This window comes from Microbacterium esteraromaticum (assembly GCF_028747645.1).
Lineage (GTDB): Bacteria > Actinomycetota > Actinomycetes > Actinomycetales > Microbacteriaceae > Microbacterium > Microbacterium esteraromaticum_C.
Genome location: NZ_CP118100.1, coordinates 2,614,453 through 2,639,949 on the forward strand (window position 1 = coordinate 2,614,453; position 25,497 = coordinate 2,639,949).

The following is a 25,497-nucleotide window of genomic DNA, read 5'->3' on the forward strand; positions in this document are numbered from 1 at the left end:
CTTCCTCTACTCCTACTTGCGCTTCTTGCCAGCGTTGCGGCGGCGGACGATGTACTGGTCACTTTCCTTGTTGGCGTGACGGGTACGACCCTCAGCCTGACCCCACGGGGAAACGGGGTGACGACCACCGGAGGTCTTACCCTCACCACCACCGTGCGGGTGGTCGACCGGGTTCATCGCGACACCACGGACGGTCGGGCGGACGCCCTTCCAGCGCTTGCGGCCGGCCTTACCCCAGTTGATGTTCGACTGCTCGGCGTTGCCGACCTCGCCGATGGTCGCGCGGCAGCGCGCATCGACGTTGCGGATCTCGCCCGAGGGCAGACGCAGCTGAGCGAACGGGCCGTCCTTCGCGACCAGACGCACCGAGGCGCCGGCCGAACGGGCCATCTTCGCGCCGCCGCCGGGGCGGAGCTCGATGGCGTGGATGACCGTACCGGTCGGGATGTTCTTGAGCGGCAGGTTGTTGCCGGGCTTGATGTCAGCCGAAGGACCCGACTCGACGATGTCACCCTGCTTCAGCTTGTTCGGGGCGATGATGTAGCGCTTCTCGCCGTCGAAGTAGTGCAGCAGTGCGATGCGTGCGGTGCGGTTGGGGTCGTACTCGATGTGAGCGACCTTGGCGTTGATGCCGTCCTTGTCGTTACGACGGAAGTCGATGACGCGGTACTGGCGCTTGTGTCCACCACCGATGTGGCGGGTGGTGATGCGGCCCTGGTTGTTACGACCACCGGTCTTCGAAAGGGGACGCAGCAGCGACTTCTCAGGCGTCGATCGGGTGATCTCGGCGAAGTCCGCTACCGACGAACCGCGACGGCCCGGGGTCGTGGGCTTGTACTTGCGAATAGCCATGTTCTGTCCTTATCCCCCGGTCAGCCGACTGCCGTGAAGATGTCGATGGAACCCGACTTCAGCGAGACGATGGCGCGCTTGGTGTCCTTGCGCTTACCGGTGCCGAAACGGGTGCGACGGGCCTTGCCGACGCGGTTGATCGTGTTGACCGACGCCACCTTGACACCGAAGATCTTCTCGATGGCGAGCTTGATCTCGGTCTTCGAAGCGCGGGGGTCGACGAGGAAGGTGTACTTGCCCTCGTCGATCAGGCCGTAGCTCTTCTCAGAGACGACCGGTCCCAGGATGATGTCGCGCGGGTCCTTGTTCAGAGCCGCTGCGAGAGGGTTCTGCTCGCTCATGCCGAGACCTCCTCGGTTGCGCCGGTCTTCGAGGCGATGAAGCCCTCGAGCGCGGCCTTGGTGAAGACGATGTCGTCGGAGACGATGACGTCGTAGGCGTTCAGCTGGTCGAAGCTGAGGATGTGCACGTTCGCGAGGTTGCGGACGCTCTTCAGCGTCAGCTCGTCGTCGCGCTCGATGACGACCAGCACGTTCTTCGACGGAGCCACGGCGGCGATGAGGCCGGCTGCGGTCTTGGTCGAAGGGGTGCTGTCAGCGACGAACGCCTCAACGGCGTGCAGGCGCTCACCGCGGAAGCGGTCGCTCAGCGCGCCACGGAGGGCAGCGGCGATCATCTTCTTGGGGGTGCGCTGCGAGTAGTCGCGCGGCTGCGGGCCGTGGACCGTGCCACCGCCGCGGTGCTGCGGCATGCGGATCGAGCCCTGGCGCGCGTTACCGGTGCCCTTCTGCTTGAAGGGCTTGGTGCCGGAGCCGGACACGTCGCCACGAGTCTTCGTAGCGTGCGTTCCCTGACGTGCAGCAGCCTGCTGCGCGACGACGACCTGGTGGATCAGCGGGACGTTGGTCTCGACGTTGAAGATCGCGGCGGGCAGCTCGACCGAGCCTGCCTTCTTACCGTCGACCGTCAGGACGTCGATTGCGAGAGTCGAGTCAGCCATAAGATCAGGCACCCTTCACTGCGTTGCGGACGTACACGATACGACCACGCGCGCCGGGGACTGCGCCCTTGACGAGCATGAGTCCCTTCTCGACGTCGATGGCGTGCACCTTGAGGTTGAGGACGGTCACACGCTCGCCACCCATACGGCCGGCCATGCGCATGCCCTTGAAGACGCGGCTGGGCGTCGACGAGGCACCGATGGAACCGGGCTTGCGGTGGTTGCGGTGCGCACCGTGCGACGCCGAGACACCGGCGAAGTTGTGGCGCTTCATGACACCGGCGGTGCCCTTACCCTTGCTGGTACCGACCACGTCGACCAGCTGGCCCGCCTCGAACACGCCGTCAACGGTGAGCTCCTGGCCCAGCGAGTAGTCAGCGGCATCCGCGGTGCGGATTTCGGTGACGTGACGACGCGGCGTGACGCCGGCTGCCTCGAAGTGAGCGGTCAGGGGCTTGTTCACCTTGCGCGGGTCGATCTGGCCATACGCGATCTGAACAGCCTTGTAGCCGTCCTTCTCGGGCGTACGGACCTGGGTGACCACGTTGGGAGCCAGCTCGATGACGGTGACGGGAACGAGCTTGCCGTTCGCGTCCCAGACCTGGGTCATGCCGAGCTTCGTGCCGAGCATGCCCTTGGAAACCTTGGAGTTGATGTCAACCATGGCGGACCTCAGAGCTTGATCTCGATGTTGACGTCGGCCGGGAGGTCGAGACGCATCAGCGAGTCGACAGCCTTCGGCGTCGGGTCGACGATGTCGATCAGACGCTTGTGGGTGCGCATCTCGAAGTGCTCGCGGCTGTCCTTGTACTTGTGGGGCGACCGGATGACGCACACGACGTTCTTCTCGGTCGGAAGCGGCACGGGGCCGACGACGGTCGCGCCCGCGCGGGTCACGGTGTCGACGATCTTACGTGCCGACGTGTCGATGACCTCGTGGTCATACGACTTCAGGCGAATGCGGATCTTCTGTCCCGCCATTTGTCTGCTCTCTCTCTATAGGCGTCGTACCGACCGGGACCGGGTGGCCCTGGGGCATTGGACGCACGGTGGCGCTGTTCGCGCCTCTGCATCACTGTTCTGATGTCAGCCCGACCTTCACCGCGCACGCACGGCGAAGCCCTCGATAAGAGGAATCGGATTGTCTGTTCTGCTGCCCGCGGCCTAGAACCCTGCGCACGCCCCGAAGGGCTCGCCGTCTATGCACTGCCATGACAGTGATTCCGCGCATCACGAAGAGCGCAGAAATGTGGAACCTGTCTATTCTGCCATGCCCGATTCGACTACTGCAAACCCGGGCGTGTCGCGCACGAAGAAGGCGGCGCACCCGAGGGTGCGCCGCCTTCAGATCAGACTGCCGTCACTCGTTGCCGACGGCCTTGTCCACGTTGTCGCGAACGTCGTCGATAGCATCCGCAGCACCCGGTGCCACCTTCTTGGCGAAGTCGGCGACGCCGTCGAGAAGCTTGTCGCTGATGTCCTCGGCCTGGTCACTCTTAACCGCGTCCTCGATCGTCTCCTTGTGCTCCTCGTAGAGAGCCTTGCCCTTGCCCACGATGTCGTCGAAACCCATCGTCTACCTCCCGCGCGGTACGTGAGGACAGACCCTCTGTCCTCCTGCTCTTTTCTACACGAAAGAGGGGCCGGACCCTCAGGTCCGACCCCTCTTCTGAAGCAGATGCTTACGCGATGACCTTGGTCACCGTGCCGGCGCCAACGGTGCGGCCACCCTCACGGATAGCGAAGCCGAGGCCCTCCTCCATAGCGATCGGCTGGATCAGCTCGACCGTCATGTCGGTGGTGTCGCCGGGCATGACCATCTCGGTGCCCTCGGGCAGCGAGATGACGCCGGTGACGTCGGTGGTGCGGAAGTAGAACTGCGGGCGGTAGTTCGTGTAGAACGGGTTGTGACGGCCACCCTCGTCCTTCGAGAGGATGTAGGCAGTGCCCTCGAAGTTGGTGTGCGGGGTGATCGAGCCCGGCTTCACGACGACCTGGCCGCGCTCGACGTCCTCGCGCTTGGTGCCGCGGAGCAGCAGACCACAGTTCTCGCCGGCCCATGCCTCGTCGAGCTGCTTGTGGAACATCTCGATACCGGTGACGGTCGTCTTCTGCGTCGGGCGCAGACCCACGATCTCGACCTCAGAGTTGATGGCCAGCGTGCCACGCTCGGCGCGGCCCGTGACGACGGTTCCACGACCGGTGATCGTGAAGACGTCCTCGATCGGCATCAGGAACGGCTTGTCGCGGTCACGCTCGGGGTCGGGGATGCTGTCGTCCGCGGCCTGCATGAGGTCGAGGATCGCCTGGACCCACTTCTCTTCGCCCTCGAGCGCCTTCAGCGCCGAGACCTGGATGACGGGAGCGTCGTCGCCGGGGAAGCCCTGAGCCGACAGCAGCTCGCGAACCTCGAGCTCGACGAGCTCCAGGATCTCCTCGTCGTCGACCATGTCGCTCTTGTTCAGCGCGACCATCAGGTACGGCACGCCGACCTGCTTGGCGAGCAGGACGTGCTCGCGGGTCTGAGCCATCGGGCCGTCGGTGGCGGCGACCACGAGGATCGCGCCGTCCATCTGCGCAGCACCGGTGATCATGTTCTTGACGTAGTCGGCGTGGCCGGGGGCGTCAACGTGCGCGTAGTGGCGCTTCGGGGTCTCGTACTCGATGTGCGAGATGTTGATCGTGATACCGCGCTGACGCTCCTCGGGAGCCGAGTCGATCGTCGCGAAGTCACGCTGGACGTTCGTGTCGGACGGGTACTTGTCAGCAAGCACCTTCGAGATCGCGGCAGACAGGGTGGTCTTGCCGTGGTCGACGTGACCGATCGTTCCGATGTTGACGTGCGGCTTGGTCCGCTCGAACTTGGCCTTGGCCACTGGGTCCTCCTCAGGACGTTCGTGTAGAGATCGCCGGGCACTGGATTGTGACCGGCTCCCTACTGGTTTCGGTTTCTCAGTTTAGTAGAGAGTGAATGTGAAGTTGTGGGGTACCCGGACCCCTGCCCTGCGCTCTCGCGAACGAGGCAGGAGCCCGAGTGAAGGGCTTACTCGCCCTTGGTCTTCTGGATGATCTCGTCGGCGACGACGCGGGGAACCTCAGCGTAGCTGTCGAATTCCATCGCGTACACCGCGCGGCCCGAGGTCTTCGAGCGCAGGTCACCGATGTAGCCGAACATCTCGGACAGCGGCACCGAAGCGCGCACCACCTTGACGCCCTGGGCATCCTCCATCGACTGGATCTGACCACGACGCGAGTTCAGGTCACCGATGACGTCACCCATGTACTCCTCGGGAGTACGCACCTCGACCGCCATCAGCGGCTCGAGCAGAACGGGGTTGGCACGGCGCAGGGCCTCCTTGAAGCCCATGGAACCCGCGATCTTGAACGCCATCTCCGAGGAGTCGACGTCGTGCGCGGCACCGTCGACCAGCGTCGCCTTGACACCGACCATCGGGTAGCCGGCGAGCACGCCGACGTTCATCGCATCCTGGAAGCCGGCGTCGACCGAAGGGATGTACTCGCGCGGAACGCGACCACCGGTGACCGAGTTCACGAACTCGTAGGTCTTCTCGGAGTCGAGGTCGAGCGGCTCGATGTTGAACTGGATCTTGGCGAACTGACCCGAACCACCGGTCTGCTTCTTGTGGGTGTAGTCGTGCTTCTCGACGGCCTTCTTGATCGTCTCGCGGTAGGCCACCTGCGGCTTTCCGACGTTCGCCTCGACGCGGAACTCGCGCTTCATGCGGTCGACGAGGATGTCGAGGTGCAGCTCACCCATGCCCTTGATGGTCGTCTGACCGGTCTCGGGGTTCAGCTCCGTGCGGAACGTCGGGTCCTCTTCTGCGAGCTTCTGGATCGCGAGACCCAGCTTCTCCTGGTCAGCCTTGGTCTTCGGCTCGATCGCGACCTCGATGACCGGCTCCGGGAACGTCATCGACTCGAGGACGACCGGGGCGGCCGGGTCGGCGAGGGTGTCACCGGTGGTGGTGTCCTTCAGACCGATGACGGCGTAGATGTTCCCCGCGGTGAGCGAGTCGACCGGGTTCTCCTTGTTGGCGTGCATCTGGAAGATCTTCCCGATGCGCTCCTTCTTGCCCTTGGTCGAGTTGATCACGGCCGAGCCCGAGTCGAGGTGACCCGAGTACACGCGCACGTAGGTGAGACGACCGAAGAACGGGTGCACGGCGACCTTGAAGGCCAGCGCCGAGAACGGGTCGTTGGCGTCGGGGTGACGCTCGATGACCTTCTCTTCGTCCTTCGGGTCGTGTGCCTCGATGGCACCCACGTCGAGCGGGTTGGGCAGGTAGTCGACGACGGCGTCCAGCATGGGCTGCACACCGCGGTTCTTGAACGCCGAACCACACAGCACCGGGTAGATCTCGTTCGCGACGACCATCTTGCGGATGGCGCCCTTGATCTCGGCGATCGAGAGCTCCTCGCCACCGAAGAACTTCTCCAGCAGCGCGTCGTCGGTCTCGGCAACCGTCTCCAGCAGCTGCTGGCGGTACTCCTCGGCCTTCTCCTTGAGGTCGGCGGGGATCTCCTGCACCTCGTACGAGGCGCCCATCGTCACGTCACCCTTGGCGTCGCCGGGCCAGACCAGGGCGCGCATCTCGATGAGGTCGACGACGCCGACGAAGTCGCTCTCGGAGCCGATCGGGAGCTGCAGCACGAGCGGCTTGGCACCCAGACGGTTCACGATCGTGTCGACCGTGTAGTAGAAGTCGGCGCCCAGCTTGTCCATCTTGTTGACGAAGCAGATGCGCGGGACGTCGTACTTGTCGGCCTGACGCCACACGGTCTCGGACTGGGGCTCAACGCCCTCCTTGCCGTCGAAGACCGCGACGGCACCGTCGAGCACGCGCAGCGAGCGCTCGACCTCGACCGTGAAGTCGACGTGGCCGGGGGTGTCGATGATGTTGATCTGGTTCTTGTTCCAGAAGCAGGTCACGGCGGCCGACGTGATCGTGATGCCGCGCTCCTTCTCCTGCTCCATCCAGTCGGTGGTCGCGCCACCATCGTGGGTCTCGCCGAGCTTGTGGTTGACACCCGTGTAGAACAGGATGCGCTCGGTCGTGGTGGTCTTGCCGGCATCGATGTGCGCCATGATGCCGATGTTGCGGACCTTGCTCAGGTCGGTGAGCACTTCTTGTGCCACGGGGGTTCCTCCGGGATGGTTCAGGAACGAACAGAGAGTGCGAGCGGATGCCGCGGGTGCGGCATCCGCTCAGCCCTTTACCAGCGGTAGTGGGCGAAGGCGCGGTTCGACTCGGCCATCTTGTGGGTGTCCTCGCGGCGCTTGACCGCTGCACCCAGACCGTTCGACGCGTCGAGGATCTCGTTCTGCAGGCGCTCGGTCATCGTCTTCTCACGACGACCCTTCGCGTAGCTGACCAGCCAGCGCAGTGCAAGGGTGTTCGCACGGTGCGGCTTGACCTCGACGGGGACCTGGTAGGTCGAGCCACCGACGCGGCGGCTGCGGACCTCAAGGGTGGGGCGCACGTTGTCGAGCGCCTTCTTCAGGGTGGCGACGGCGTCCTGGCCGCTCTTGGCCTCGACACCGCGGAGGGCGCCGTAGACGATCGACTCGGCGAGCGACTTCTTGCCGTCGACGAGGATCTTGTTCACGAGCGAGGTGACGATCGGTGCACCGTATACGGGGTCGTTGACGACCGGGCGCTTGGGGGCGGGACCCTTACGAGGCATCTAACTCAACCCTTCTTTGCGCCGTAGCGAGAGCGACTCTGCTTACGGTTCTTGACTGCCTGGGTGTCGAGTGCACCACGGACGATCTTGTAGCGGACACCGGGAAGGTCCTTGACACGACCACCGCGCACGAGCACCAGCGAGTGCTCCTGCAGGTTGTGGCCTTCACCGGGGATGTAGGCGGTGACCTCGGTGCCGTTGCGGAGCTTCACACGAGCGACCTTACGCATCGCCGAGTTCGGCTTCTTCGGGGTGGTGGTGTAGACACGGGTGCACACCCCGGCCTGCTGCGGGTTCGACTTCAGAGCGGGCGCCTTGGTCTTGGTGACCTTCGGCGAACGTCCCTTGCGAACCAACTGCTGAATAGTTGGCACGTTCTCTCCTCTTAGTGCTGCACGGTGACAGCGTGATGGGTTTCACATCATGACCCACCGGCGCTGCGGATCCGCAGCGCTTTTGGTGTGGTGGGTATGCCGTGGGGGCGGCCCGACGGTGTCGGTGCCCAGCGTGCACGCACAGGCGTGCGCACACGCGATCAAGTGTAATCCGCCACGCGCGTGGCGGTCAAATGGCAGGTCGGATGCTGTGCTACGGAGCATCCGGGTCGAACGGCGAGTCCAAGGCCTCGCTCAGCTCGGCGAGCATCGCCTCGATCTGCGGCTCGACGTACCGCGAGATCGCGGCCTGCACGTCGAGGCGGTGCGCCAGGAGCATCCCGCAGATCTCGCGACCCACCATGTTCGCGTACTCGTCGGCGAGTGCGACCTCCTGCCGCAGCGCGGCCTTCGCCTCGTCGCTCAGCGGCGGCAGGGGCGGCAGCTCGGCCGCCGCCTCGTCGGCAAGCCCCGCGACGGTGAACAGGAAAGGCGCGCCCGGCACGGGGTCGGGGTCCAGCGGCATCCCCTCGTACTCGGGGTCGAGCCCCTCGGACGGCCGGTACCCCCGCGATCGGTTCCGATCGGCCTGCTGATCGAGCTCGGCCTGCAGCATCGGCAGATTGCGCACCGTGTACTCCGCGACGGCCTGGTCGATGATCGCCTTGATCCGCGTGGACAACCCATGCTGCACTCCGTGCGGCACGCCTGCGCCGATGCCGGCCGCCGACAGAATGGGCGACCCGAGGCAACGACGGCACGGTGCCACGCGGCCACGGTGCGTGGCCGGAGCCCAGCGCGGCACCCAGCGCAACCAGGCCTCGACGGCCTGGCTCACCTGGGCATCCAGAGATCGCTCCACGCACCCAGCGTACGACCCCAGCCCGCGCAGCGGCGCTGTCAACGTCATCGGCGCGGCGTGGGTGTGACGCTCAGAGCTCGTCGTCGCGCTCCCACGGCCACTTCGGGGTACCACCGCGGGCGCGCCGGAGAGCGACGGCGATACCTGCCGCCAGCGCCGCAACGGCGAACAGCACGAGACTCGACCCGCGCACGATGAGCTGCGATCCGGCGACGCTGGCGTGGGCGAGACCGGCTCCGCCGATCACCGCACTCACCCAGACCGCCGCGACATGGGCGACGACGGTGACGAGCCCGACCGCGAGGATCGATGCCAGACGCGACGAACGCCTGCGCAGCACCGCGATCAGCATGCCGGCGAAGACGGCGATCGCCACGAGCATCCCGATGATCCCTGGCCACAGCGTCAGCCCCTCGACGGCGAGGATGTCGGTGTCGCTGAAGTACGACAGCATCCCGAGCCCGAGAAGCCCGAGCGCTCCGAAACAGGCGATGCCGACGACCGCGGCCAGAGCGACGGAGACCCCCTCCGGCGCGGCGCCGTGGGGGTCTCCTGAACTCATGCTGACACCGTATCGGATGCCGTTGTGCGCGCGGTCAACGCAGGGCCGAAGGGCCCGCCTCGAGCGTGCGCTCGTACTCGGCCTGAGCCTCGGCGTTCAGCTCCTTCTTGCGTGCGCCGCTGCGAGCCACCCAGGCACCGAACCAGATCGTGAGCTCGCGGGCGAACAGGAAAGCCGCGATCGCGAGCGGAGCGAAGGTCTGCTGCTCGAGGAGCTCGACGGCCTCGGTCGGTGTCAGACGCCAGAACGGCGCCTGGAACAGCTGGCCGAGAAGGTGACCACCGTAGGCGGCGGCGCCGACGAACAGGCCGAAGATGACCCAATGCCCCCAGCGGCCGCGGTTGATGATCGCGCCGAGCAACCAGAACGCGATGTAGAAGATGACGACGGGCACCCAGAAAGACCAGGTCGACAGCGGCGCAACCGCAGCCGTACCCACGTTCTCGACGGTCACGGTTCCCTCGACGGCCCCGATGCCCAGGATCGCACCGAGGTACAGGATCGCGAACGAGACCATCGCGAGCAGACCGATCGCGCCGGCCGTCGCGCGGTTGCCGAGCTCACGCGGGGGCTCGGGTGCCTGCACGAAGATCGGCTGCGGCGCGACCACGGGCGGAGGCGCCACGGGCTCGGCGGGGACGACCTGGGTCTCGGCCGCCGAGTCGACCGCGGGAGCGGCGTAAGCCGTGTCAGCGACAGAGGTCGTGTGCACAGAGGTGTCGACGCTGTCGGCGGGCACCGGTCCCGTCGAGTCGACGTACTCCTCGGCGGGCCCGACAGCATCCGTCGCCGCAACGGGCTCGGTGCCGGCATCCGCCGCAGCCGCGGCCTGCTCGGTCGTCAGGAAGACGCCGGGGTGGTCGCGCTCTGCAGCGGCGAACGCCTCCAGATCGGGATCGACAGCATCCGCTGCACCATCGGCAGGAGGAACCTCGGCGCGTGCCGCCGCGGCGGCATCGAGCCCTTCGTTCGCACTGCCGACGACGTCATCGACGCTGTCAGCCGACTTGTTCTCGGGAACGTCGGGGTCGCTCATGGTGTCGCCTCTCGTGGATTGATCCAGTGCGAGAGTAACGCTCGCGCGAACCCCCGTGTCGCAGGCGTGCCGACGTGTCGTCAGGCGGGATGTCTCACTGCCCCGCGGCTCCCGGTGGTACCGGCGCTCCCAGCATGTGCATCAGCACCGTCACGACCCCGGGACCAGCCGGTAGCGACAGCCACAGCAACGCCGCGATGACGCCGACGCAGAGCAGACCGACGACCCAGCTGATCACCGGGTTGCGCCCTCCGACACGTGCGGACATGACCACACCGTACGCCCCCGGCGACGTGGCGGCTCACCCGACACGCGCCACACGTCCGCCGTTCGCAACTCCGGAAGAACGGCCCTGCACCGGGCAGAATCCGACGTGGGCGCCAGTCCGCGGGAGTTTCTCCGGAGTTGTGAACAGAAAACGACGGTGCGGTCAGAAGCTCGACGGAACGTCGACCCCGGGGAGCGCCCAGACGGCGAAGGCCGGGCCGTCGGCCGCGAGCGCGACGGCACCATCGGTCGCGACGGCCAATGTCGCGTCGCCGAAGAGCGCCTCCGCGTCGGATGCCCGGGGCAACGCCCCCGCGGGAAGTGCGGCGTCCGCTCCCCCGCGCGTCGCCAGTACCAGGATGCACTCCTGTGCGCTCTCGCGGACGAAGACGACCGTGTCGTCGTCGACGTGCAGCCAGCGCAGTCCGCCGGCCCCCAGCACGGGATGCGCGCGACGCAGGCCGATCAGGTCGCGGTACAGCGCCAGGCGGGCGGCGACGTCGACGTCGGCCTCGCTCCCCCACGGGATCGGAGTGCGGCTGGCCTCGCCGTCTGCGCCGACGAGCCCGAACTCGTCACCGGCGAACACCACCGGCAGCCCGGGGAGCGTCATCGAGAGGCCGACGGCGACGGGGATCGTCCCGGCCGCCGCGTTGGTCGCGAAGCGGCCGGTGTCATGGGTGTCGAGCGGCTGCATGTTCCCCAGGCGCACCCGCCACGGGATGCTCGCGGTGAAGCGCACGACCGCATCCGCGAAGTCCTGTGCCGTATAGCGCGGGATGCCCCCGATCGGCTGCCCGAAGAACCACGGTTCGGTGCGCTCGTCGCCCTCACCGGTGAGATACGGCTCACCGGTCGGCTCGCTCAGCCATCCCCACAGCGGACGGGTGAATGACGGGTACGTCATGGCGCCGTGCCAACCGTCGCCCTGCAGGTCGCTCGCGGCGTCGTTCGTCGACTCGCCGAGCAGGATCGCCTCGGGATTGATGCGCAGCATCGTCTCGCGCAGCAACTGACGCACTTCGGCGTTGACATCGACGGTGCCGAGACGGCCGGTCATGTTCGCCACGTCGATACGCCAGCCATCGATCGAGTAGGGCGGCTTGAGCCACTTCGCGACGATCGAGTCGTCGTCCGAAACGAAGCGCTGCCGAAGCCTCTGGGACGACCAATCGAACTTCGGCAGCGTCGGCGTTCCGAGCCACGACTCGTAGCTCGTGTTGCCCTCGTCCGTGAAGTAGTAGAACTCCTCCGTATCGGCGCCGGGGTTGCCAAGCGCCTTTTGGAACCACTCGTGCCGGTCGCCGGAGTGGTTGCTGGTCAGGTCACCGATGACGCGGATGCCGCGGGCGTGAGCTTCTTCGATCAGTCGGACGTAGGCCTCGTCGCCGCCGAGCAGCGGGTCGACCGAGTCGAAGCTCGAGGCGTCGTAGCGGTGGTTCGATGCGGCGGGGAAGACCGGCGTGAGGTACAGCAGGTTCACGCCCAGGTCGACGAGGTGGTCGAGTCGTTCGATGATGCCCGGCAGGTCACCGCCATAGAACTGCTGGGAGCGCCCCGGCATGACGGGGTCGACCGGGTCGCTCCACGTCGCGGGGATCGCCCATTCGGGCGTCGGATGCCCGTCAGCCTCGGCCGAGCGGGCGAAGCGGTCCGGGAACACCTGGTACATGACCGCGTCGTTCAGCCAGGCCGGGGGCGCCGGGTTGGCGACGAGCGCGAAGTCCTCGGCGTCGAGCGTCTCGCCGCGGTGCAGCCCGCTCTGGTTGAGCCACTCGACCGTGCCATCATCGTGAACCAGCACGAACCGGTAGCCGTGCCGGGGGTTGCGCACGGTGATCGGCGCCTGCCACCACTCCCAGCCGTCGACCGACCCGATGCGCTCGGCGTCGGTCCACTCGGGCTCATGGTCGGGATTGGAGCGGGTGCGCACGGCACGCAGCGGGCCGTAGCCGGCGGGCACGCGCAGCCGGACGGTAACGACTTCGCCGAGGGTGGGCGCATCGTTCGAGACGTGCAGAGGGGAGCCGTCGTGGTGCGGGGTGCGCGGGTGCATCGCGGTCACTTCACGCTCCCCGCCGTCAGGCCACCGACGATGTACTTCTGCAGCGCGAGGAACAGCGCCACGGGCAGGATGGCGGCGAGCACGGCGCCCGCGGCGAACACGCTCCAGTTCTTCGAGAACTCGTCTGCGACGAACTTGTACAGCCCGACGGCAAGCGTCTGCTTGTGGGGGTCGATCAGGATGACGCTGGCGAGCACGAACTCGCTGCTCGTTCCGATGAAGCTGAGCAGGCCGACGACAGCGAGGATGGGGGCCACCAACCGCAGGATGATCGTGAAGAAGATCCTGGCGTGTCCGGCGCCGTCGATCTTCGCGGCCTCGTCGATGGAGGCCGGCACGGTGTTGAAGAAGCCGTACATCAGGTAGGTGTTCGCGCCGAGCGCACCGCCCAGGTAGACCATGATCAGACCGATCTGCGTGTTCAGGCCGATCGCCGGGAAGATGTCACTGATCGTCACCATGATCAAGAAGATCGCGACCATGGCCAGCATCTGCGGGAACATCTGCACCACCAGCAGCGCCGTGAGGCTGAACCGCCGGCCGGTGAACCGCATCCGTGAGAAGGAGTACGCGGCGAGCGCGCCCAGCAGCACGGTGAACACCGACGTGATCAGACCGATCACCAGGGTGTTCATGAACCATGCGCCGTACGGGTGCCGGGGGTTCTGGAACAGTTGCAGGTAGCTCTCGCCGCTGACGTCGCTGAACAGCGAGTTGGCGGTGAGCAGGGTCCCCCCGGGGTTCAGCGAAGCGCTCAACACGTACAGCAGGGGGAACAGCGCGAACACGGTGGCGGCGATGCCGACGAGATGGCGCCAGCCGGTCTCACGGAAGTACTTGCGGAAGGGGCGACGGGTCTCCGGGGCCTCGCCGCGCACACCGGAGGAGGACACGATCGCAGCCGTGTCGGGGGCGGTGACGGGTGCGGTGCTCATGTCAGTTCAGATCCTCCAGTGCCTTGGTGCGCCGGAACGCGATCACCGAGATGGTCGCGACCAGGATGAAGATGATGATCGAGAACGCGCTCGCGAGTCCGTAGTCGGAGCTCGAACCGACGAAAGCGACCTTGTAGACCATCGTGATGAGGATGTCGGTCGCACCGACGTTCACTCCGGCGGTGACGTCGCGAGGGCCACCACCGGTGAGCATGTAGATCAGGCTGAAGTTGTTGAAGTTGAAGGCGAACGACGAGATCAGCAACGGCGCGACCGCGACGAACAGCAGCGGCAGCTTGATCGAGCGGAAGATCTGCCAGGCGCTGGCCCCGTCCACGCGCGCGGCCTCCTGCACGTCATCCGGGATGGACTGCAGCGCACCCGTGCAGATCAGGAACATGTACGGGAACCCGAGCCAGAGGTTCACCAGAATGATGCTGAACTTCGCCAGCCACTCATTGGTGAGCCAGGGTATGTCGGCGCCGCCGAACAGCACGACGTTGATGAACCCGAACTCCTGGTTCATCATGCCCGCCCACACCAGCGCCGAGAGGAAGCCGGGGAAGGCGTACGGCAGGATCATGATCACGCGGTAGTACTTCTTCGACTTCATGCGCGGATCGTTGAACACGATCGCCAGGAACAGTCCGAGCGCGAAGCAGGTGAACACCGAGAGGAATGCGAAGACGAACGTCCAGATCAGCACCGAGATGAACGGGCCGCGGATGGATTCCTCGGTGAATGCGCGGGTGAAGTTGTCGAACCCGACGTTGATCTTCCAGCCCGGCTTGAGTTCGGTGCCGTCGGATGCCGTGAACGCGCCGGTTCCGATGTCGGAGTAGACGACGCCGCTGCGAGTGTCGGTCATCGTGCTGGCGTCTTCGTCGTACACGAGTGCGGAGGTGTAGACGTAGGCGCTGGAACCGTCGGGCGTGCGCAGTGCGCCGTCGTTCGGGTCGTCGCTCAGCGGCACCGTCATGTCCGCGATCCGCTGCTGGTCGGCGACGATCTGGGCGAAGCCGAGGGAGTTGTATCCCTCGAGGCCGACCGCTTTGTCGCCGTCCATCTGCGCCCCGTCGACCTCTTCGAGGGGCCGTTCGACACCACCGACCGAGACGGTTCCGTCGGGCGCGGTGACCAGGAATGAGAGCTCACCGAGGCGCTCGACCACGGTGAGGTCGTACGCCGGAGAGTCCGGCACGCGTTCCTGCGCCGACAGCATGAGCGAGTTCACGGCGCTCTGCTTGTCGCTGTTGTGCCCCGTGCCGTAGTTCGTGAAGGCGACGTAGCCGGTGTAGACGGCTGCGAAGACCTGGAAGACGAAGAGGAACACCAGACCCGGCATGAGGTACTTCGCCGGAAGCTTGCCGCGGCCGAAGTAGATCCAGACGGCGAGCGCCGCGACAGCCATGACGATGACCGCCACCACCCACTGTCCGGTGCGCGCGAGCACCAGTGCGGCGTACAGGCCCAGCGCCAGGATCAGTCCCAGCACCACGACCTTGAACAGCATCAGGCCCCAACCGCCGCTGGCTGCATCCGCGATGCGGGAGGCGCGCCGCTGGCGCGCAGTCGGTGGCGTAGGTGGCTGCGGATCGGTGATCGTCATCGGCGTTCCTCGTCGAGGTGGGTTGCTATCACGGCAGGTCGGCGATGGCATCCGTCGGGATGCCGGGTGGGGAGGCGTCTTGCGGCGCTTCCCCACCCGTCCGCGTCACTCGCTGATCGCGCCCTGGATGTCTGCGGTCATCTTCTCCCACAGCGCAGCCGGATCGCCACCGCTTCCGTTGATGATGGCTGCCTCGGTCACGCCCCAGTACTGCCACACGGCGCCCATCTCGGGGATGCTGGGCATCGGAACCGCGTTGACACCGACCTCACCGAAGCCGGCGGTGATCGGGTCGCCCGCGACGGCGGCTTCGAAAGCGCTGGTCAGCGCGGGGGCACGGCCACCGACCTCGTACAGAGCGGTCTGCACCTCTTCGGAACCGACGTAGTTCAGCAGGAACTCATTGGCTGCGAGCTTGTTCTCGCTCTCAGCGCTGAGGAAGAAGCCCTGCACACCGGCGAACGGCTGTGCGTCCTGACCGCCGGCCGACGGGATCATGTCGACGGCCACGTTCAGGCCCGCCTCGACCGCCGACGGCGCGTTCCACGGTCCGGTGAGGAAGAACGGCGCCTTACCCGAGTTGAAGTTCTCCTTGGCGAGGTCGCCGGTGATGTTGGTGTTGAAGACACCGGCCTCGCCCTGCTCGGCGAGCCATCCGGCGAACTCCTTGCCGCCGTCGTTGCCGATCTGCAGGTCGTCCGGGTTGTAGCTGCCGTCGGCGTTCTGGCCGAAGACGGGGGCGCCGAACGAGGTCTGGAAGGGGTACAGGTGGTACGGGTCGGCGGCCTCGGGGTCGAGTCCGACGAGGAAGGCGTACTCTGTGCCGGCCGCTTCGCCCTTGGCGATCATGTCGTCGAAGTCGGTGGGCGCTTCGGCGACCAGGTCGGTGTTGCGCAGCAGTCCGATGTTCTCGATGGCGTAGGGAACGCCGTAGACCTGACCGTTGTAGCTGAATGCATCGAGCGCCACCTGCTCGAACTCCCCTGCGCGGTCGCCGAGCTCGACCGGTGCGGCAACACCGTTCTCGACGAGGACGCCGAGCCAGTCGTGTGCGCCCACGATCACGTCAGGGCCCTTGCCCGTGGGGACCTGCTGCACGAACTGGTCGCGGATCTCGCCGAACTCCTTCTGCACGAGAGACACCTTCACGCCGGTGTCCGCGGTGAAGTCGGCGGCGGCGTCTTCCATCACACCGGCGCGGTCGGCGTCGACCCAGACGGTGATCTGGCCCGAGAAGTCGGTCGTGTTGCCCGAATCACCCTCGCCCGCAGGCGAGTCGGATGCGCAGCCGGTCAGGACGATTGCGGACGTGGCGGCGATGGCGCCGAACGCGAGGATGCTCCTCTTGTTCACCTTCATTGGTGTGCCTCTCTCGATGCGTGGACCTGCAGACCTGCAAGCGCTTACAGTATGCCTGGCAAGCATGCTGTTCCGCAATGCCTCCGCGGACTGATACCGAGCCGTGATGGCGTCGCGAACCGCATATCGGTATGGAAACGCTTCCACACCGGCGCTCTTGGATACACTGCGTGTATGGCTGACAGCTCTTTCGACATCGTCTCCAAGGTCGACCACCAGGAGGCCGAGAACGCTCTGAACCAGGCCCGCAAGGAGGTCGAGCAGCGCTACGACTTCAAGGGCACCGACGCGTCCATCGCTTGGAGCGGCGAGCAGATCCTCATCAAGGCCAATTCCGAGGAGCGCGCGAAGGCCGTCCTGGACGTGTTCCAGACCAAACTCATCAAGCGGGGCATCTCGCTGAAGAGCCTCGACACCGGCGAGCCCTTCGCGAGCGGCAAGGAGTTCCGGATCGTCTCCTCGCTCAAGGACGGCATCTCGAGCGAGAACGCGAAGAAGATCAGCAAGATCATCCGCGACGAGGGCCCCAAGGGCGTCAAGAGCCAGATCCAGGGCGATGAGCTGCGCGTGCAGTCCAAGAGCCGCGACGACCTCCAGCAGGTGATCGCTCTGCTCAAGGGCTCCGACCTCGAGGTCGACCTGCAGTTCGTGAACTACCGCTGACCGACAGCACTCAGACACAGAGGCGGGCCCGTGCGATCGCACGGGCCCGCCTCTGTGTCTCTGCGGACGGGGATCAGCCGGCCTTCACCAGCATCTTCGCGCCGGCGCCACCGCGCAGTGCCGTCATGGCATCCACCACACCGTCGAGCTCGACCTCCTGCACCCAGCCGGTGGTGTCGTACACACCACGGGCCATGGCGGCGATCACGTCTTCGTAGTCCTCGGGAAGCTGCCCGAGCGTACCGAAGATGCCGATCTCGGTCGCGACGAGCTGCGTCGGCAGCAGGTCGATGGGGCGCTCGTGGATCGCGACGACCACGACCTTGCCGCCGGGGGTCAGCTGCGGCAGTGCCGATGTGATCGCCGGCCCCGCACCCGCGGCGTCGAACGCGGCATCCACGCCGTCGCCGTCGGTCAGCTCGGCCACGGCCGCGGCGAGGTCGCCGTTCACCGGATCGACGACCGTCGCACCGAGTGCTGCGATGATCTCGCGGCGCTCTGCGCTGGGCTCCGAGACGAGCACCCGGTCGATCCCGCGGGCCTTGAGAGCGAACCACACACCGATGCCGATGGGACCGGCGCCGGCGATCAGAGCCGTGCCGTTCTCGGGCATCTCGGCGCGGTTGACGGCGTGCCAGGCAACAGCCATCGGCTCGACCAGCGCGCCCATGCGCAGGTCAACATTCTCGGGCAGCACGTGGACGTTGCCCGCGGGCACCGTGGTGAACTCGGACATGCCACCGCCGTGCGACGTGAGCCCGTGGAAGCCGATCGTGCGGCAGGCGTTGAACATGCCACGACGGCACGCGACGCACTCGCCGCACGAGTAGATCGGCCACACGGCGACGCGGTCACCGACGGCGACGTCGGTGACGCCCTCGCCGAGCTCGACGACCGTGCCCGAGAACTCGTGCCCGAGGATCTGCGGAAGCGTTGCACCGGTGAGGGGGTGCGGCTTGGAGAGATCCAGGCCGGATGCCTCGGGCGCGTAGTACACGTGCAGGTCGGATCCGCAGATGCCCGCGAACGCGTTGCGCAGCTTGACCTGCCCAGGGCCCACGACCGGCTCGTCGACCTGCTCGATGCGCAGGTCCTCCTTCGCGTGGAACACCGCTGCCTTCATGATTGTTTCCTTTCCTCGATGGCGGATGTCGCCCGCCACCATTGGGGTGAAGCCGCGAGGATCATCTCTGCGGCGCGATCCGGGTCACCACCATCCGGCAGCCACTCCTCGATGGCACCCACGGTGCCGGCGGCCGAATAGGCGATGGCGATGCGCAGCGCCGCCGGGTCGGCGGCGATCGCATCGGGAACGATGTCGGGGTGCAGCTGCAACCACAGCCGAAGACCGCGGCGCAGGGCCGCGTCGAGCGCGAACCGGATCGGGGCGGCCAGCAGGGGCTGCATGGCACCGCGGTACACGGCGGCGCGCTGCTGGATGTGCGTCAGCAGAGCGCGCTCGCTCTCGTCAAGCACTCGGGTGGTCGGCATGTCGGCGAGAATCGGCTCCAGCTCGGCCTCGAGGGCATCGGCGAGCAGTTCCGCCGGCGCTGCCGCGTGCCGGTAGAAGGTGTCACGAGTGACCCCGGCCGACTGGCAGATCTGCGACACCGTCAGCTGGGCGATCGGGGTCACGGCCGCCGCTTCGAGCACCGCTGCCCGAAGCGCGTCTCGCGAACGTCGCACGCGCGCATCCATATCTGCAGTTTATACGACAACTGTCAGATATCTACCGGCTCGAGAATCTCTCCACAGCCCACGGATGTCCGCCGAATCCACGCGGGTAGACTACGGAGTCACGACTGTATGGGGCAGTCGAGAACTCCGACGCGGGAGACCGCATCGAGGCTCATGGGGAGAGAAGATGGTCGACGTCGAGCGACGGCACGAGCCCACAATCACCGGGCACAAGAAACTGCTGGCGGAGGGTCTGTTCCAGTTGATCGGCGGACGCATAGTCGAAGGGGAGCTGGCACCCGGAATGCGAATCCGCGACGCGGACCTGGCCGCAGAGCTCGCGGTGTCGCGCACGCCGGTGCGCGAGGCCCTGCAGCGGCTGGAGCGCATCGGGCTGGTCACGATGTACCCGAGTCGCTACACCGAGGTCAGCACGGTCACGCCGGAGTCGATCCAGGTGGCCCGGGAGTTCGCCGGACTCCAGGCCGGGATCATCGTCCGCCTGTCATGTCCTCGGCTCGCAGAGGATGAACTCGCGACAGCGACGGCACTCATCGCCGATGTCGCCGACTCGGTCGACGACCCGTTCGCGTGCTCTCACGCCCGCCGGCAGCTGATGGGATTCCTCTCGTCGCGCACCGGAAACCCGCTGCAGCAGTCGCTGATCGAAGAAGTGAGCTTGGCCCTCGCGCGGTCCCTGCGCGACTTCGTGATCGCCCCCGAGCACCGTCGTCGCATGGTCGAAGGGTGCGCCCAGATGATCGACGCGTTGCACCGCCGTGACGCCGACGCCGCCGAACAGGCGTGCCGTCGTCTCTACGCCGTCTGAACCGACCAGCCGTCCACCCACCGCGCCAACCGCGCGTAGGACTCGTCTCTGGCATCCTTCTGCGAGATGAAGACGTCGTGCAGCGCGCCGTCGATCCGCTCGACCGTGACCGACGATCCGAGCTTCACGGCGGCGGCGGCGATGTCGTCGACGACCAGGACGCTGTCAGCGCGCGTGAGTTCCGGCGACCAGCGGGTGGGCAAGGCCGTGCGCTGCGACAGCAGCACGCACACCGGCGCAGTGATCCCCAGGCCCCGCGAGACCGCATCGTGCCCGGCGAAGACCGCGCGCAACCACGCCGCGTGCACGGTCATCGCCTTCTCGGGGCGCCACTCGGGATTCGTCTCGAGGGGATCATCAGGGTCGGCGACCTCGCGCTGGGCGCGACTGTAGAACCCGAGATCGACCTGGGGCGCCGCATCCATCGGCCAGAATCGCGCCTGCAGTTCGACCACGGGCGTGATCGCGGCGCGCGCCGCGCTGAGTTGGAACTCGAGCCAGGGTGCGTTCAGCACCACCGCCGCGACGTCGCCGGCATGACGTGCAGCCCACAGGCTGAGGGTGAGCCCGCCTGTCGAATGGCCGAGCAGCACCAACCGGCGCCCGGTGGCATCCCCTCGCGCGGCCAGCGCCGCACCGATGTCGGCGTCGTACTCGGCGAGATCGGTGATGAAGCCCGGGGTCTGACCCGGACGCAGACTGCGTCCGTATTTGCGCAGGTCGAGTGCGTAGAAGCGCGCACCGCGGTCGGTCCAGAAGCGGGCGAGGCGGCGGTTGAAGAAGTAGTCCGACCAGCCGTGCACGTACAGCACATCGACGTCGGCCAGCGGCCGACGATCACGATGTCCGATCAGCGGATGCCACCAGCGCGGCGCTTCCGGTAGCGACCGCACCACGGTCGCGACCAGTTGACCCTCGGAGTCCTCACCCAGCGGTAGCGTCTGCTGCTCGAACCCGTCGCCGAGGATGTCCGGTATCCACTCCCCCATGTCGACACCCTATCCGGCGCGCCGAGGAGGAACGGGCAGTGCGGTTCAGCGCGGCGCGCTCACTCCCCGCGTGAGACCCGCACCATCTCGTCGCGCGGAACGAGCTTGACCCGCTCGCGTTCCTGCGCGGCGCCCAGGGCGATCTCGTGGGCATCCAGGCGATGCCATCCTTCGAGGTCGGTCCACTCCACACCGCGCTCAGCCAGCAGCGCCGGGATCGCCTCGTCGGAGGGGTCCTCGGGCTGCCACCACGAGCCCTGGTCGTTGATGAGGTGACGCACGGTCTCCATGGCATCCGACTTGGTGTGCCCGATGAGCCCGACCGGGCCACGCTTGATCCAACCGGTGGCGTAGATGCCGGGAACCCGCTGGTTCGACTGCGCCTCGAGCACCTGACCCTCGCGGTTGGGGATCACGCCGTGCTTCTTGTCGAACGGCACATCGGGCAGCGGCGAACCGAAGTAGCCCACGGCCCGGTACAGGCTCTGCATGGGCACCTCGCGCAGCTCCCCGGTGCCGACCGCGCCGCCGGCGCCGTCGGACGTCGTGCGCTCGTACACGAGGGCCGCGACCCGGCCGTTCTCGTCCGTGCGCACCTCGACGGGGCGGGCCCAGAAGTGCAGGTGCAGGCGGCGGGATGCCGTTCCGCCGGCGTTGTTGACCGAGTCGAGCTTGCGCCAGGACTGCAGGATGCGGTCCATCACCATGACCTGCTTGTTGCTGGCGACCGCCTGCTGGGAGGCCTCGTCGTAGTCGAAGTCCTCGTCGTAGACCACCATGTCGACGTCGCGCAGCTCGCCGAGCTCGCGCAGTTCGAGCGGGGTGAACTTCACCTGCGCGGGTCCGCGACGGCCGAACACGTGCACGTCGGTGACCCGACTGGCCTTGAGGCCCTGGTAGACGTTGTCGGGCACCTCGGTGACCAACAGGTCATCGGCGTGCTTCGCGAGCATCCGCGCCACGTCCAGCGCAACGTTGCCGTTGCCGATGACGCCGACCGACTCGGCATCCAGGTTCCAGTCGCGCGGCACGTCGGGGTGCCCGTCGAACCAGCTGACGTAGTCGGCCGCACCGTACGACCCCTCGGCGTCGATGCCGGGGATGTCGAGGCCCGAGTCGCGCACCGCACCGGTGGCGAAGATCACCGCGTTGTAGTGGCGCTTGAGATCGTCGAGGGTGATGTCCTCACCGAAGCGCACATTGCCGAAGATGCGGATGTCACCGCGGTCGAGCACGTTGCGCAGCGCGGTGATGATGCCCTTGATACGGGGGTGGTCGGGCGCAACACCATAACGGACCAGGCCGTACGGGGCCGGCAGCTGCTCGAACAGGTCGATGGACACATCGAACTTGCGCTCGGCCTTGAGCAGGATGTCAGCGGCGTAGATACCCGCCGGTCCTGCCCCGACGATGGCCAGCTTGAGCTTCGTCATGGGGGTTCCTTCCGTCAGCTGCTGCGATCAGCGAGAGTCTCTGCGAACCGGGTCAGCGCTTCGCGCACGGCGCCCTTCGGCAGCGGTGCGAGCGCGGCGATCGCGTCGGATGTCCAGGTACGGGCCAGGTCCATCGTGCGGGCCGTGGCCTCATGGTCACGCAGCTCGGCGAGCGGTCCGTCCAGCAGCGCGGGGTCGGCACCCTCGGCGATACGGGCGACGCCGTCGTCGATACGACGGGCGAGTTCAACGTCGGCGTCGGAGGTGCCGGTCTTCAGCAGCAGCGACGGCATGGTCGGCACGCCTGCGCGCAGGTCGGTACCGGGAACCTTGCCGGTCTCCTCGGCATCGGCCGACAGGTCGATGACGTCGTCGAGCAACTGGAACGCGACGCCGACCTTCTCGCCGTACACACGCAACGGCTCTTCGTACTCGGCGGGCGCGTTCGAGAAGATCGCACCGCCCTGAGTGGCCGCGGCGATGAGCGATCCCGTTTTGTCCGCCAAGACCTGCAGGTAGAACTCGATCGGATCGTCGTCGGGCTGCGCACCGACGGTCTCGTGCATCTGCCCCATGACCAGGCGCTCGAACGTGTCAGCCTGCAGGCGCATGGCCCGGTCGCCATAACGCGACATGATCTGACTGGCACGCGAGAAGAGGATGTCACCGGTGAGGATCGCGACGTTGTTGCCCCACACGGCGTGCGCCGCGGGTACACCGCGTCGAGTGTCGGCCCCGTCCATGACGTCGTCGTGGTAGAGCGAACCGAGGTGGGTCAGTTCGAGCGCTGCGGCGATCTCGATGACCGGCGTGATGTTGCCGTCACCGAGCTGGGCCGTCAGCAGCGCGAGCACGGGACGGATGCGCTTGCCACCGGCCTCGTACAGGTAACGCGTGGCCGCATCGGTGACCGGGTCGGCGACCTTCACCTCGCTGGCAAGAGTGGACTCGACGAGGTCGAGGCCCTCGTCGATGCGTGCCGCGATGCGGCGGGCCGCAGGGCCGAGGAAGACGCGGTCGCTGAAGCCGAGTCGGCTCGCAAGGCGCGTGCCCGAGGAGGCGGGGCTCGAAGTCACGTGTTCCACCCTACCCGCGCCCGGACGCCCACCCGCTCTCGGCGGCGCGATCGCACCGTCTTACGCGAGCGCATCGACCAACGGACGGAACTTCACGCGCGTCTCCAGCAGTTCGGATTCTGGGTCGCTGCCGGTGACGATCCCTGCCCCGGCGTAGGCGGTGACCCGGCGCGCACCGGATGCGTCATCGGGGGCATCCGCGAACTGCGCGCAACGCAGGGCGATCGCCCACTCGCCGTCGCCGTTGCCGTCGATCCAGCCCACCGGTCCCGCGTACCGGCCGCGATCGAACGGCTCGATGCGGCGGATGGCCGCAAGCGCGACGTCGGTCGGCGCGCCGGCGACCGCCGCGGTCGGGTGCAGAGCGCCGACGAGGTCGAGTGAGGATGCACCGTCATCGAGCACGCCTTCAACATCGGTGGCGAGGTGGAACAGATTGGGCAGCTCGAGCGTGAACGGGTTCTCGTCAGCGTTCAGTGAGCGGGTGTGCGGCCGCAGGGTGTCGAGCACGCTCTGCACCGCATAGGCGTGCTCGGCGCGATCCTTGGCACTGTGAGCGAGCGCCTGCGAGGCGGCGGCGTCTTCTGCGGGGTCGGCGCCGCGCGCGGCGGTGCCTGCCAGCACGCGCGCCGTCACCGTGCGCTCATGCGCGGTGACGAGCGTCTCGGGACTGGCACCGATCAAGCCGTCGACCGCGAAGGTCCACGTGTCGGGGTATCCGCTCGCCAGTGCGCGCACGAGGCGTCGCAGGTCGGCGTCCCCGGGTACGGTGCCGGTCAGATCACGGGCGAGGACGATCTTGCCGTAGTCGCCGCGTTCGATCTCATCGAGCGCCGTGCGCACCGACTGCTGATACCCCTGCGGTGGTTGCGCGCCGGGTCCGACGCGACCGGCCCAGTGCGGACCGTACGGCACCGATGGCGGCACATCGGCGAAGTCCTCATCGACGGCGCGGATGCGAGTGATCCAGCTGCGATCGCCCCGTCGTCCGATCAGAGTGCGCGGCACCTCAAGCACACTGTCGGCCTGCGAGTGCTCATCGAAGATCAGCGCCCCGAAGGCGACCAGGCCGGTGCCGGCGAGTCCGACGGGGTCGTCGATGTCAGCATCCGATGAGATCTCGCGCCACGCGTCAGCGAGGATGTCGCTGCGCTTGCGCGACTGCCCGGCGGGGATGCGGATGACCGCCGCCGGCGCGTCGCCGACGGCGACGATCCCGTCGCCGCGACGCAACCAGGCCATCGGCCGTGCGGCAGAGGTATGTGCCAGCAGGTCGTCGACGGGTGGGATCTCGCGGGTCTGCGCGACCAGACGGATGCTGCTCACGCGACCCAGTTTAGTCGCAGGCACCGCCGCGCGAGTCAGCGCGTACGCCTGCCGCGGACTTGTGCGCTTCGCGCGGACGATCTGCAGGATTCTGTCCGCGCGAAGCGCACATCCCCGCGCGAAGCGCCCAGCATCCGCCGCATAGGATCGAAGTATGACCTCGTCGAATCGCGCCGACCTCGGCAAGGACCCCTCGCACGTCAGCGGCATGTTCGATCAGGTCGCCAAGGGCTACGACCGCACGAACACGGCCATGACGCTCGGCAACGACGCGCTGTGGCGCGCCGCGGCGACGCGCGCGGTGGCACCGCAGCGCGGCGAGCGCATCCTCGACCTCGCCGCGGGGACGGCGTCCTCGTCGGCGTCGCTGGCCGCCAGCGGCGCACAGGTCGTCGCGGCCGATTTCTCGCCGGGGATGCTCGCCGAGGGCCGCCGCCGGCACGGTCACCTGCCCAACATCACCTTCGTCGAGGCGGATGCCACCGACCTGCCGTTCGGCGACGATGAGTTCGATGCGGTGACCATGTCATACGGGCTGCGCAACGTGCAGCAGCCGAAGAAGGCGCTGGCCGAGCTGCTACGGGTCACCAAGCCCGGCGGACGCCTGGTGATCAACGAGTTCTCGACCCCGCCGAGCCGGTTCTTCCGCGGGTTCTACACGTTCTACAACGCGCAGGTCCTGCCAAAGGTGGCCCGTCTGGCGGGCACCAACGGCGACGCGTACGACTACCTGAACGAGTCGATCCGTGACTGGCCGGATCAGCGCACCCTGGCGGCCTGGATCCGCGAGGCGGGCTGGACGCACGTCGAGTACCGCAACCTGTCGTTCGGCATCGTCGCACTGCACCGGGCACGCAAGCCGCGCTGAGCCCGAAGG

General features: G+C 67.1%; 27 protein-coding genes. 3 read left to right on the forward strand and 24 right to left on the reverse strand.

Annotation, left to right across the window (positions count from 1 at the left end):
- Positions 1-12: 12 nt before the first annotated feature.
- From rplB to PTQ19_RS12695, 18 genes are all read right to left on the reverse strand, one after another.
- Entirely contained in the window at positions 13-852 is an 840-nt protein-coding gene (gene rplB, locus PTQ19_RS12610; RefSeq protein WP_179410060.1) for a 50S ribosomal protein L2, read from the reverse strand.
- A gap of 20 nt (positions 853-872) precedes the next feature.
- Positions 873-1,193: a 50S ribosomal protein L23 gene (gene rplW, locus PTQ19_RS12615; RefSeq protein WP_179410059.1), complete on the reverse strand. Its 321-nt coding sequence runs from the start codon at positions 1,191-1,193 to the stop codon at positions 873-875.
- Entirely contained in the window at positions 1,190-1,852 is a 663-nt protein-coding gene (gene rplD, locus PTQ19_RS12620; RefSeq protein ID WP_206551474.1) for a 50S ribosomal protein L4, read from the reverse strand. The genes rplW and rplD overlap by 4 nt, the downstream gene beginning before the upstream one ends.
- Before the next feature lie 4 nt (positions 1,853-1,856).
- Entirely contained in the window at positions 1,857-2,516 is a 660-nt protein-coding gene (gene rplC, locus PTQ19_RS12625; RefSeq protein WP_179410057.1) for a 50S ribosomal protein L3, read from the reverse strand.
- Between the two features lie 8 nt (positions 2,517-2,524).
- On the reverse strand, positions 2,525-2,833 hold the full coding sequence (rpsJ, locus tag PTQ19_RS12630; protein WP_017201594.1) for a 30S ribosomal protein S10: 309 nt from the start codon (positions 2,831-2,833) through the stop codon (positions 2,525-2,527).
- Between the two features lie 379 nt (positions 2,834-3,212).
- A complete protein-coding gene (locus PTQ19_RS12635) occupies positions 3,213-3,425 on the reverse strand; it encodes a hypothetical protein (protein WP_179410056.1) in 213 nt (70 codons plus the stop codon).
- 109 nt (positions 3,426-3,534) lie between these two features.
- Complete coding sequence (gene tuf, locus PTQ19_RS12640) at positions 3,535-4,728, reverse strand: elongation factor Tu (RefSeq protein WP_274367570.1); 1,194 nt, start codon at positions 4,726-4,728, stop codon at positions 3,535-3,537.
- A 167-nt stretch (positions 4,729-4,895) separates the two neighbouring features.
- Positions 4,896-7,010 (reverse strand): elongation factor G, encoded by a 2,115-nt coding sequence (gene fusA, locus PTQ19_RS12645; protein ID WP_274367571.1) that lies wholly within the window; start codon positions 7,008-7,010, stop codon positions 4,896-4,898.
- A 77-nt stretch (positions 7,011-7,087) separates the two neighbouring features.
- Positions 7,088-7,558: a 30S ribosomal protein S7 gene (rpsG, locus tag PTQ19_RS12650; RefSeq protein ID WP_179410053.1), complete on the reverse strand. Its 471-nt coding sequence runs from the start codon at positions 7,556-7,558 to the stop codon at positions 7,088-7,090.
- Between the two features lie 5 nt (positions 7,559-7,563).
- Positions 7,564-7,932: a 30S ribosomal protein S12 gene (gene rpsL, locus PTQ19_RS12655; protein WP_179410052.1), complete on the reverse strand. Its 369-nt coding sequence runs from the start codon at positions 7,930-7,932 to the stop codon at positions 7,564-7,566.
- Positions 7,933-8,146: 214 nt separating this feature from the next.
- Positions 8,147-8,794 (reverse strand): spermidine/putrescine ABC transporter substrate-binding protein, encoded by a 648-nt coding sequence (locus PTQ19_RS12660; RefSeq protein ID WP_206551470.1) that lies wholly within the window; start codon positions 8,792-8,794, stop codon positions 8,147-8,149.
- Between the two features lie 70 nt (positions 8,795-8,864).
- Positions 8,865-9,356 (reverse strand): hypothetical protein, encoded by a 492-nt coding sequence (locus PTQ19_RS12665; protein ID WP_274367572.1) that lies wholly within the window; start codon positions 9,354-9,356, stop codon positions 8,865-8,867.
- 34 nt (positions 9,357-9,390) lie between these two features.
- Complete coding sequence (locus PTQ19_RS12670) at positions 9,391-10,392, reverse strand: ABC transporter (protein WP_274367573.1); 1,002 nt, start codon at positions 10,390-10,392, stop codon at positions 9,391-9,393.
- 94 nt (positions 10,393-10,486) lie between these two features.
- A complete protein-coding gene (locus tag PTQ19_RS12675) occupies positions 10,487-10,660 on the reverse strand; it encodes a hypothetical protein (protein ID WP_179410048.1) in 174 nt (57 codons plus the stop codon).
- A gap of 162 nt (positions 10,661-10,822) precedes the next feature.
- Positions 10,823-12,715: a glycoside hydrolase family 13 protein gene (locus PTQ19_RS12680; RefSeq protein ID WP_274369073.1), complete on the reverse strand. Its 1,893-nt coding sequence runs from the start codon at positions 12,713-12,715 to the stop codon at positions 10,823-10,825.
- A 5-nt stretch (positions 12,716-12,720) separates the two neighbouring features.
- Positions 12,721-13,659, reverse strand: a complete 939-nt coding sequence (locus PTQ19_RS12685; RefSeq protein WP_274367574.1) for a sugar ABC transporter permease — start codon at positions 13,657-13,659, stop codon at positions 12,721-12,723.
- A 1-nt stretch (position 13,660) separates the two neighbouring features.
- Positions 13,661-15,268, reverse strand: a complete 1,608-nt coding sequence (locus tag PTQ19_RS12690) for an ABC transporter permease subunit (RefSeq protein ID WP_274367575.1) — start codon at positions 15,266-15,268, stop codon at positions 13,661-13,663.
- A gap of 105 nt (positions 15,269-15,373) precedes the next feature.
- Complete coding sequence (locus PTQ19_RS12695; protein WP_274367576.1) at positions 15,374-16,627, reverse strand: sugar ABC transporter substrate-binding protein; 1,254 nt, start codon at positions 16,625-16,627, stop codon at positions 15,374-15,376.
- 174 nt (positions 16,628-16,801) lie between these two features.
- Here PTQ19_RS12695 and PTQ19_RS12700 point away from each other — a divergent pair, with 174 nt between their 5' ends.
- Entirely contained in the window at positions 16,802-17,290 is a 489-nt protein-coding gene (locus tag PTQ19_RS12700) for a YajQ family cyclic di-GMP-binding protein (RefSeq protein WP_179410044.1), read from the forward strand.
- Between the two features lie 73 nt (positions 17,291-17,363).
- Here the strand turns inward: PTQ19_RS12700 and PTQ19_RS12705 are convergent, their stop codons facing one another.
- Positions 17,364-18,413: a 2,3-butanediol dehydrogenase gene (locus tag PTQ19_RS12705; protein ID WP_274367577.1), complete on the reverse strand. Its 1,050-nt coding sequence runs from the start codon at positions 18,411-18,413 to the stop codon at positions 17,364-17,366.
- Entirely contained in the window at positions 18,410-18,988 is a 579-nt protein-coding gene (locus tag PTQ19_RS12710; protein WP_274367578.1) for a TetR/AcrR family transcriptional regulator, read from the reverse strand. Before PTQ19_RS12710 ends, PTQ19_RS12705 begins: the two co-directional genes overlap by 4 nt.
- A gap of 166 nt (positions 18,989-19,154) precedes the next feature.
- Here PTQ19_RS12710 and PTQ19_RS12715 point away from each other — a divergent pair, with 166 nt between their 5' ends.
- Complete coding sequence (locus PTQ19_RS12715; RefSeq protein ID WP_224818902.1) at positions 19,155-19,796, forward strand: GntR family transcriptional regulator; 642 nt, start codon at positions 19,155-19,157, stop codon at positions 19,794-19,796.
- Here PTQ19_RS12715 and PTQ19_RS12720 read toward each other — a convergent pair.
- Genes PTQ19_RS12720 through PTQ19_RS12735 form a run of 4 tightly spaced genes read right to left on the reverse strand, consistent with a single transcriptional unit; the run spans position 19,784 to position 24,620 of the window.
- The gene (locus PTQ19_RS12720; protein ID WP_274367579.1) at positions 19,784-20,785 is read right to left on the reverse strand and encodes an alpha/beta hydrolase; all 1,002 of its coding nucleotides are present in this window, start codon (positions 20,783-20,785) and stop codon (positions 19,784-19,786) included. The genes PTQ19_RS12715 and PTQ19_RS12720 overlap by 13 nt on opposite strands.
- Before the next feature lie 59 nt (positions 20,786-20,844).
- Positions 20,845-22,218 (reverse strand): FAD-dependent oxidoreductase, encoded by a 1,374-nt coding sequence (locus tag PTQ19_RS12725; RefSeq protein ID WP_274367580.1) that lies wholly within the window; start codon positions 22,216-22,218, stop codon positions 20,845-20,847.
- Between the two features lie 14 nt (positions 22,219-22,232).
- Positions 22,233-23,294: a polyprenyl synthetase family protein gene (locus PTQ19_RS12730; protein WP_274367581.1), complete on the reverse strand. Its 1,062-nt coding sequence runs from the start codon at positions 23,292-23,294 to the stop codon at positions 22,233-22,235.
- 60 nt (positions 23,295-23,354) lie between these two features.
- Positions 23,355-24,620 (reverse strand): isochorismate synthase, encoded by a 1,266-nt coding sequence (locus tag PTQ19_RS12735; protein WP_274367582.1) that lies wholly within the window; start codon positions 24,618-24,620, stop codon positions 23,355-23,357.
- Positions 24,621-24,774: 154 nt separating this feature from the next.
- On the opposite strand from PTQ19_RS12735, the gene ubiE reads away from it, so the two are divergent.
- Entirely contained in the window at positions 24,775-25,488 is a 714-nt protein-coding gene (gene ubiE / locus PTQ19_RS12740; protein ID WP_179410036.1) for a bifunctional demethylmenaquinone methyltransferase/2-methoxy-6-polyprenyl-1,4-benzoquinol methylase UbiE, read from the forward strand.
- Positions 25,489-25,497: the final 9 nt, after the last annotated feature.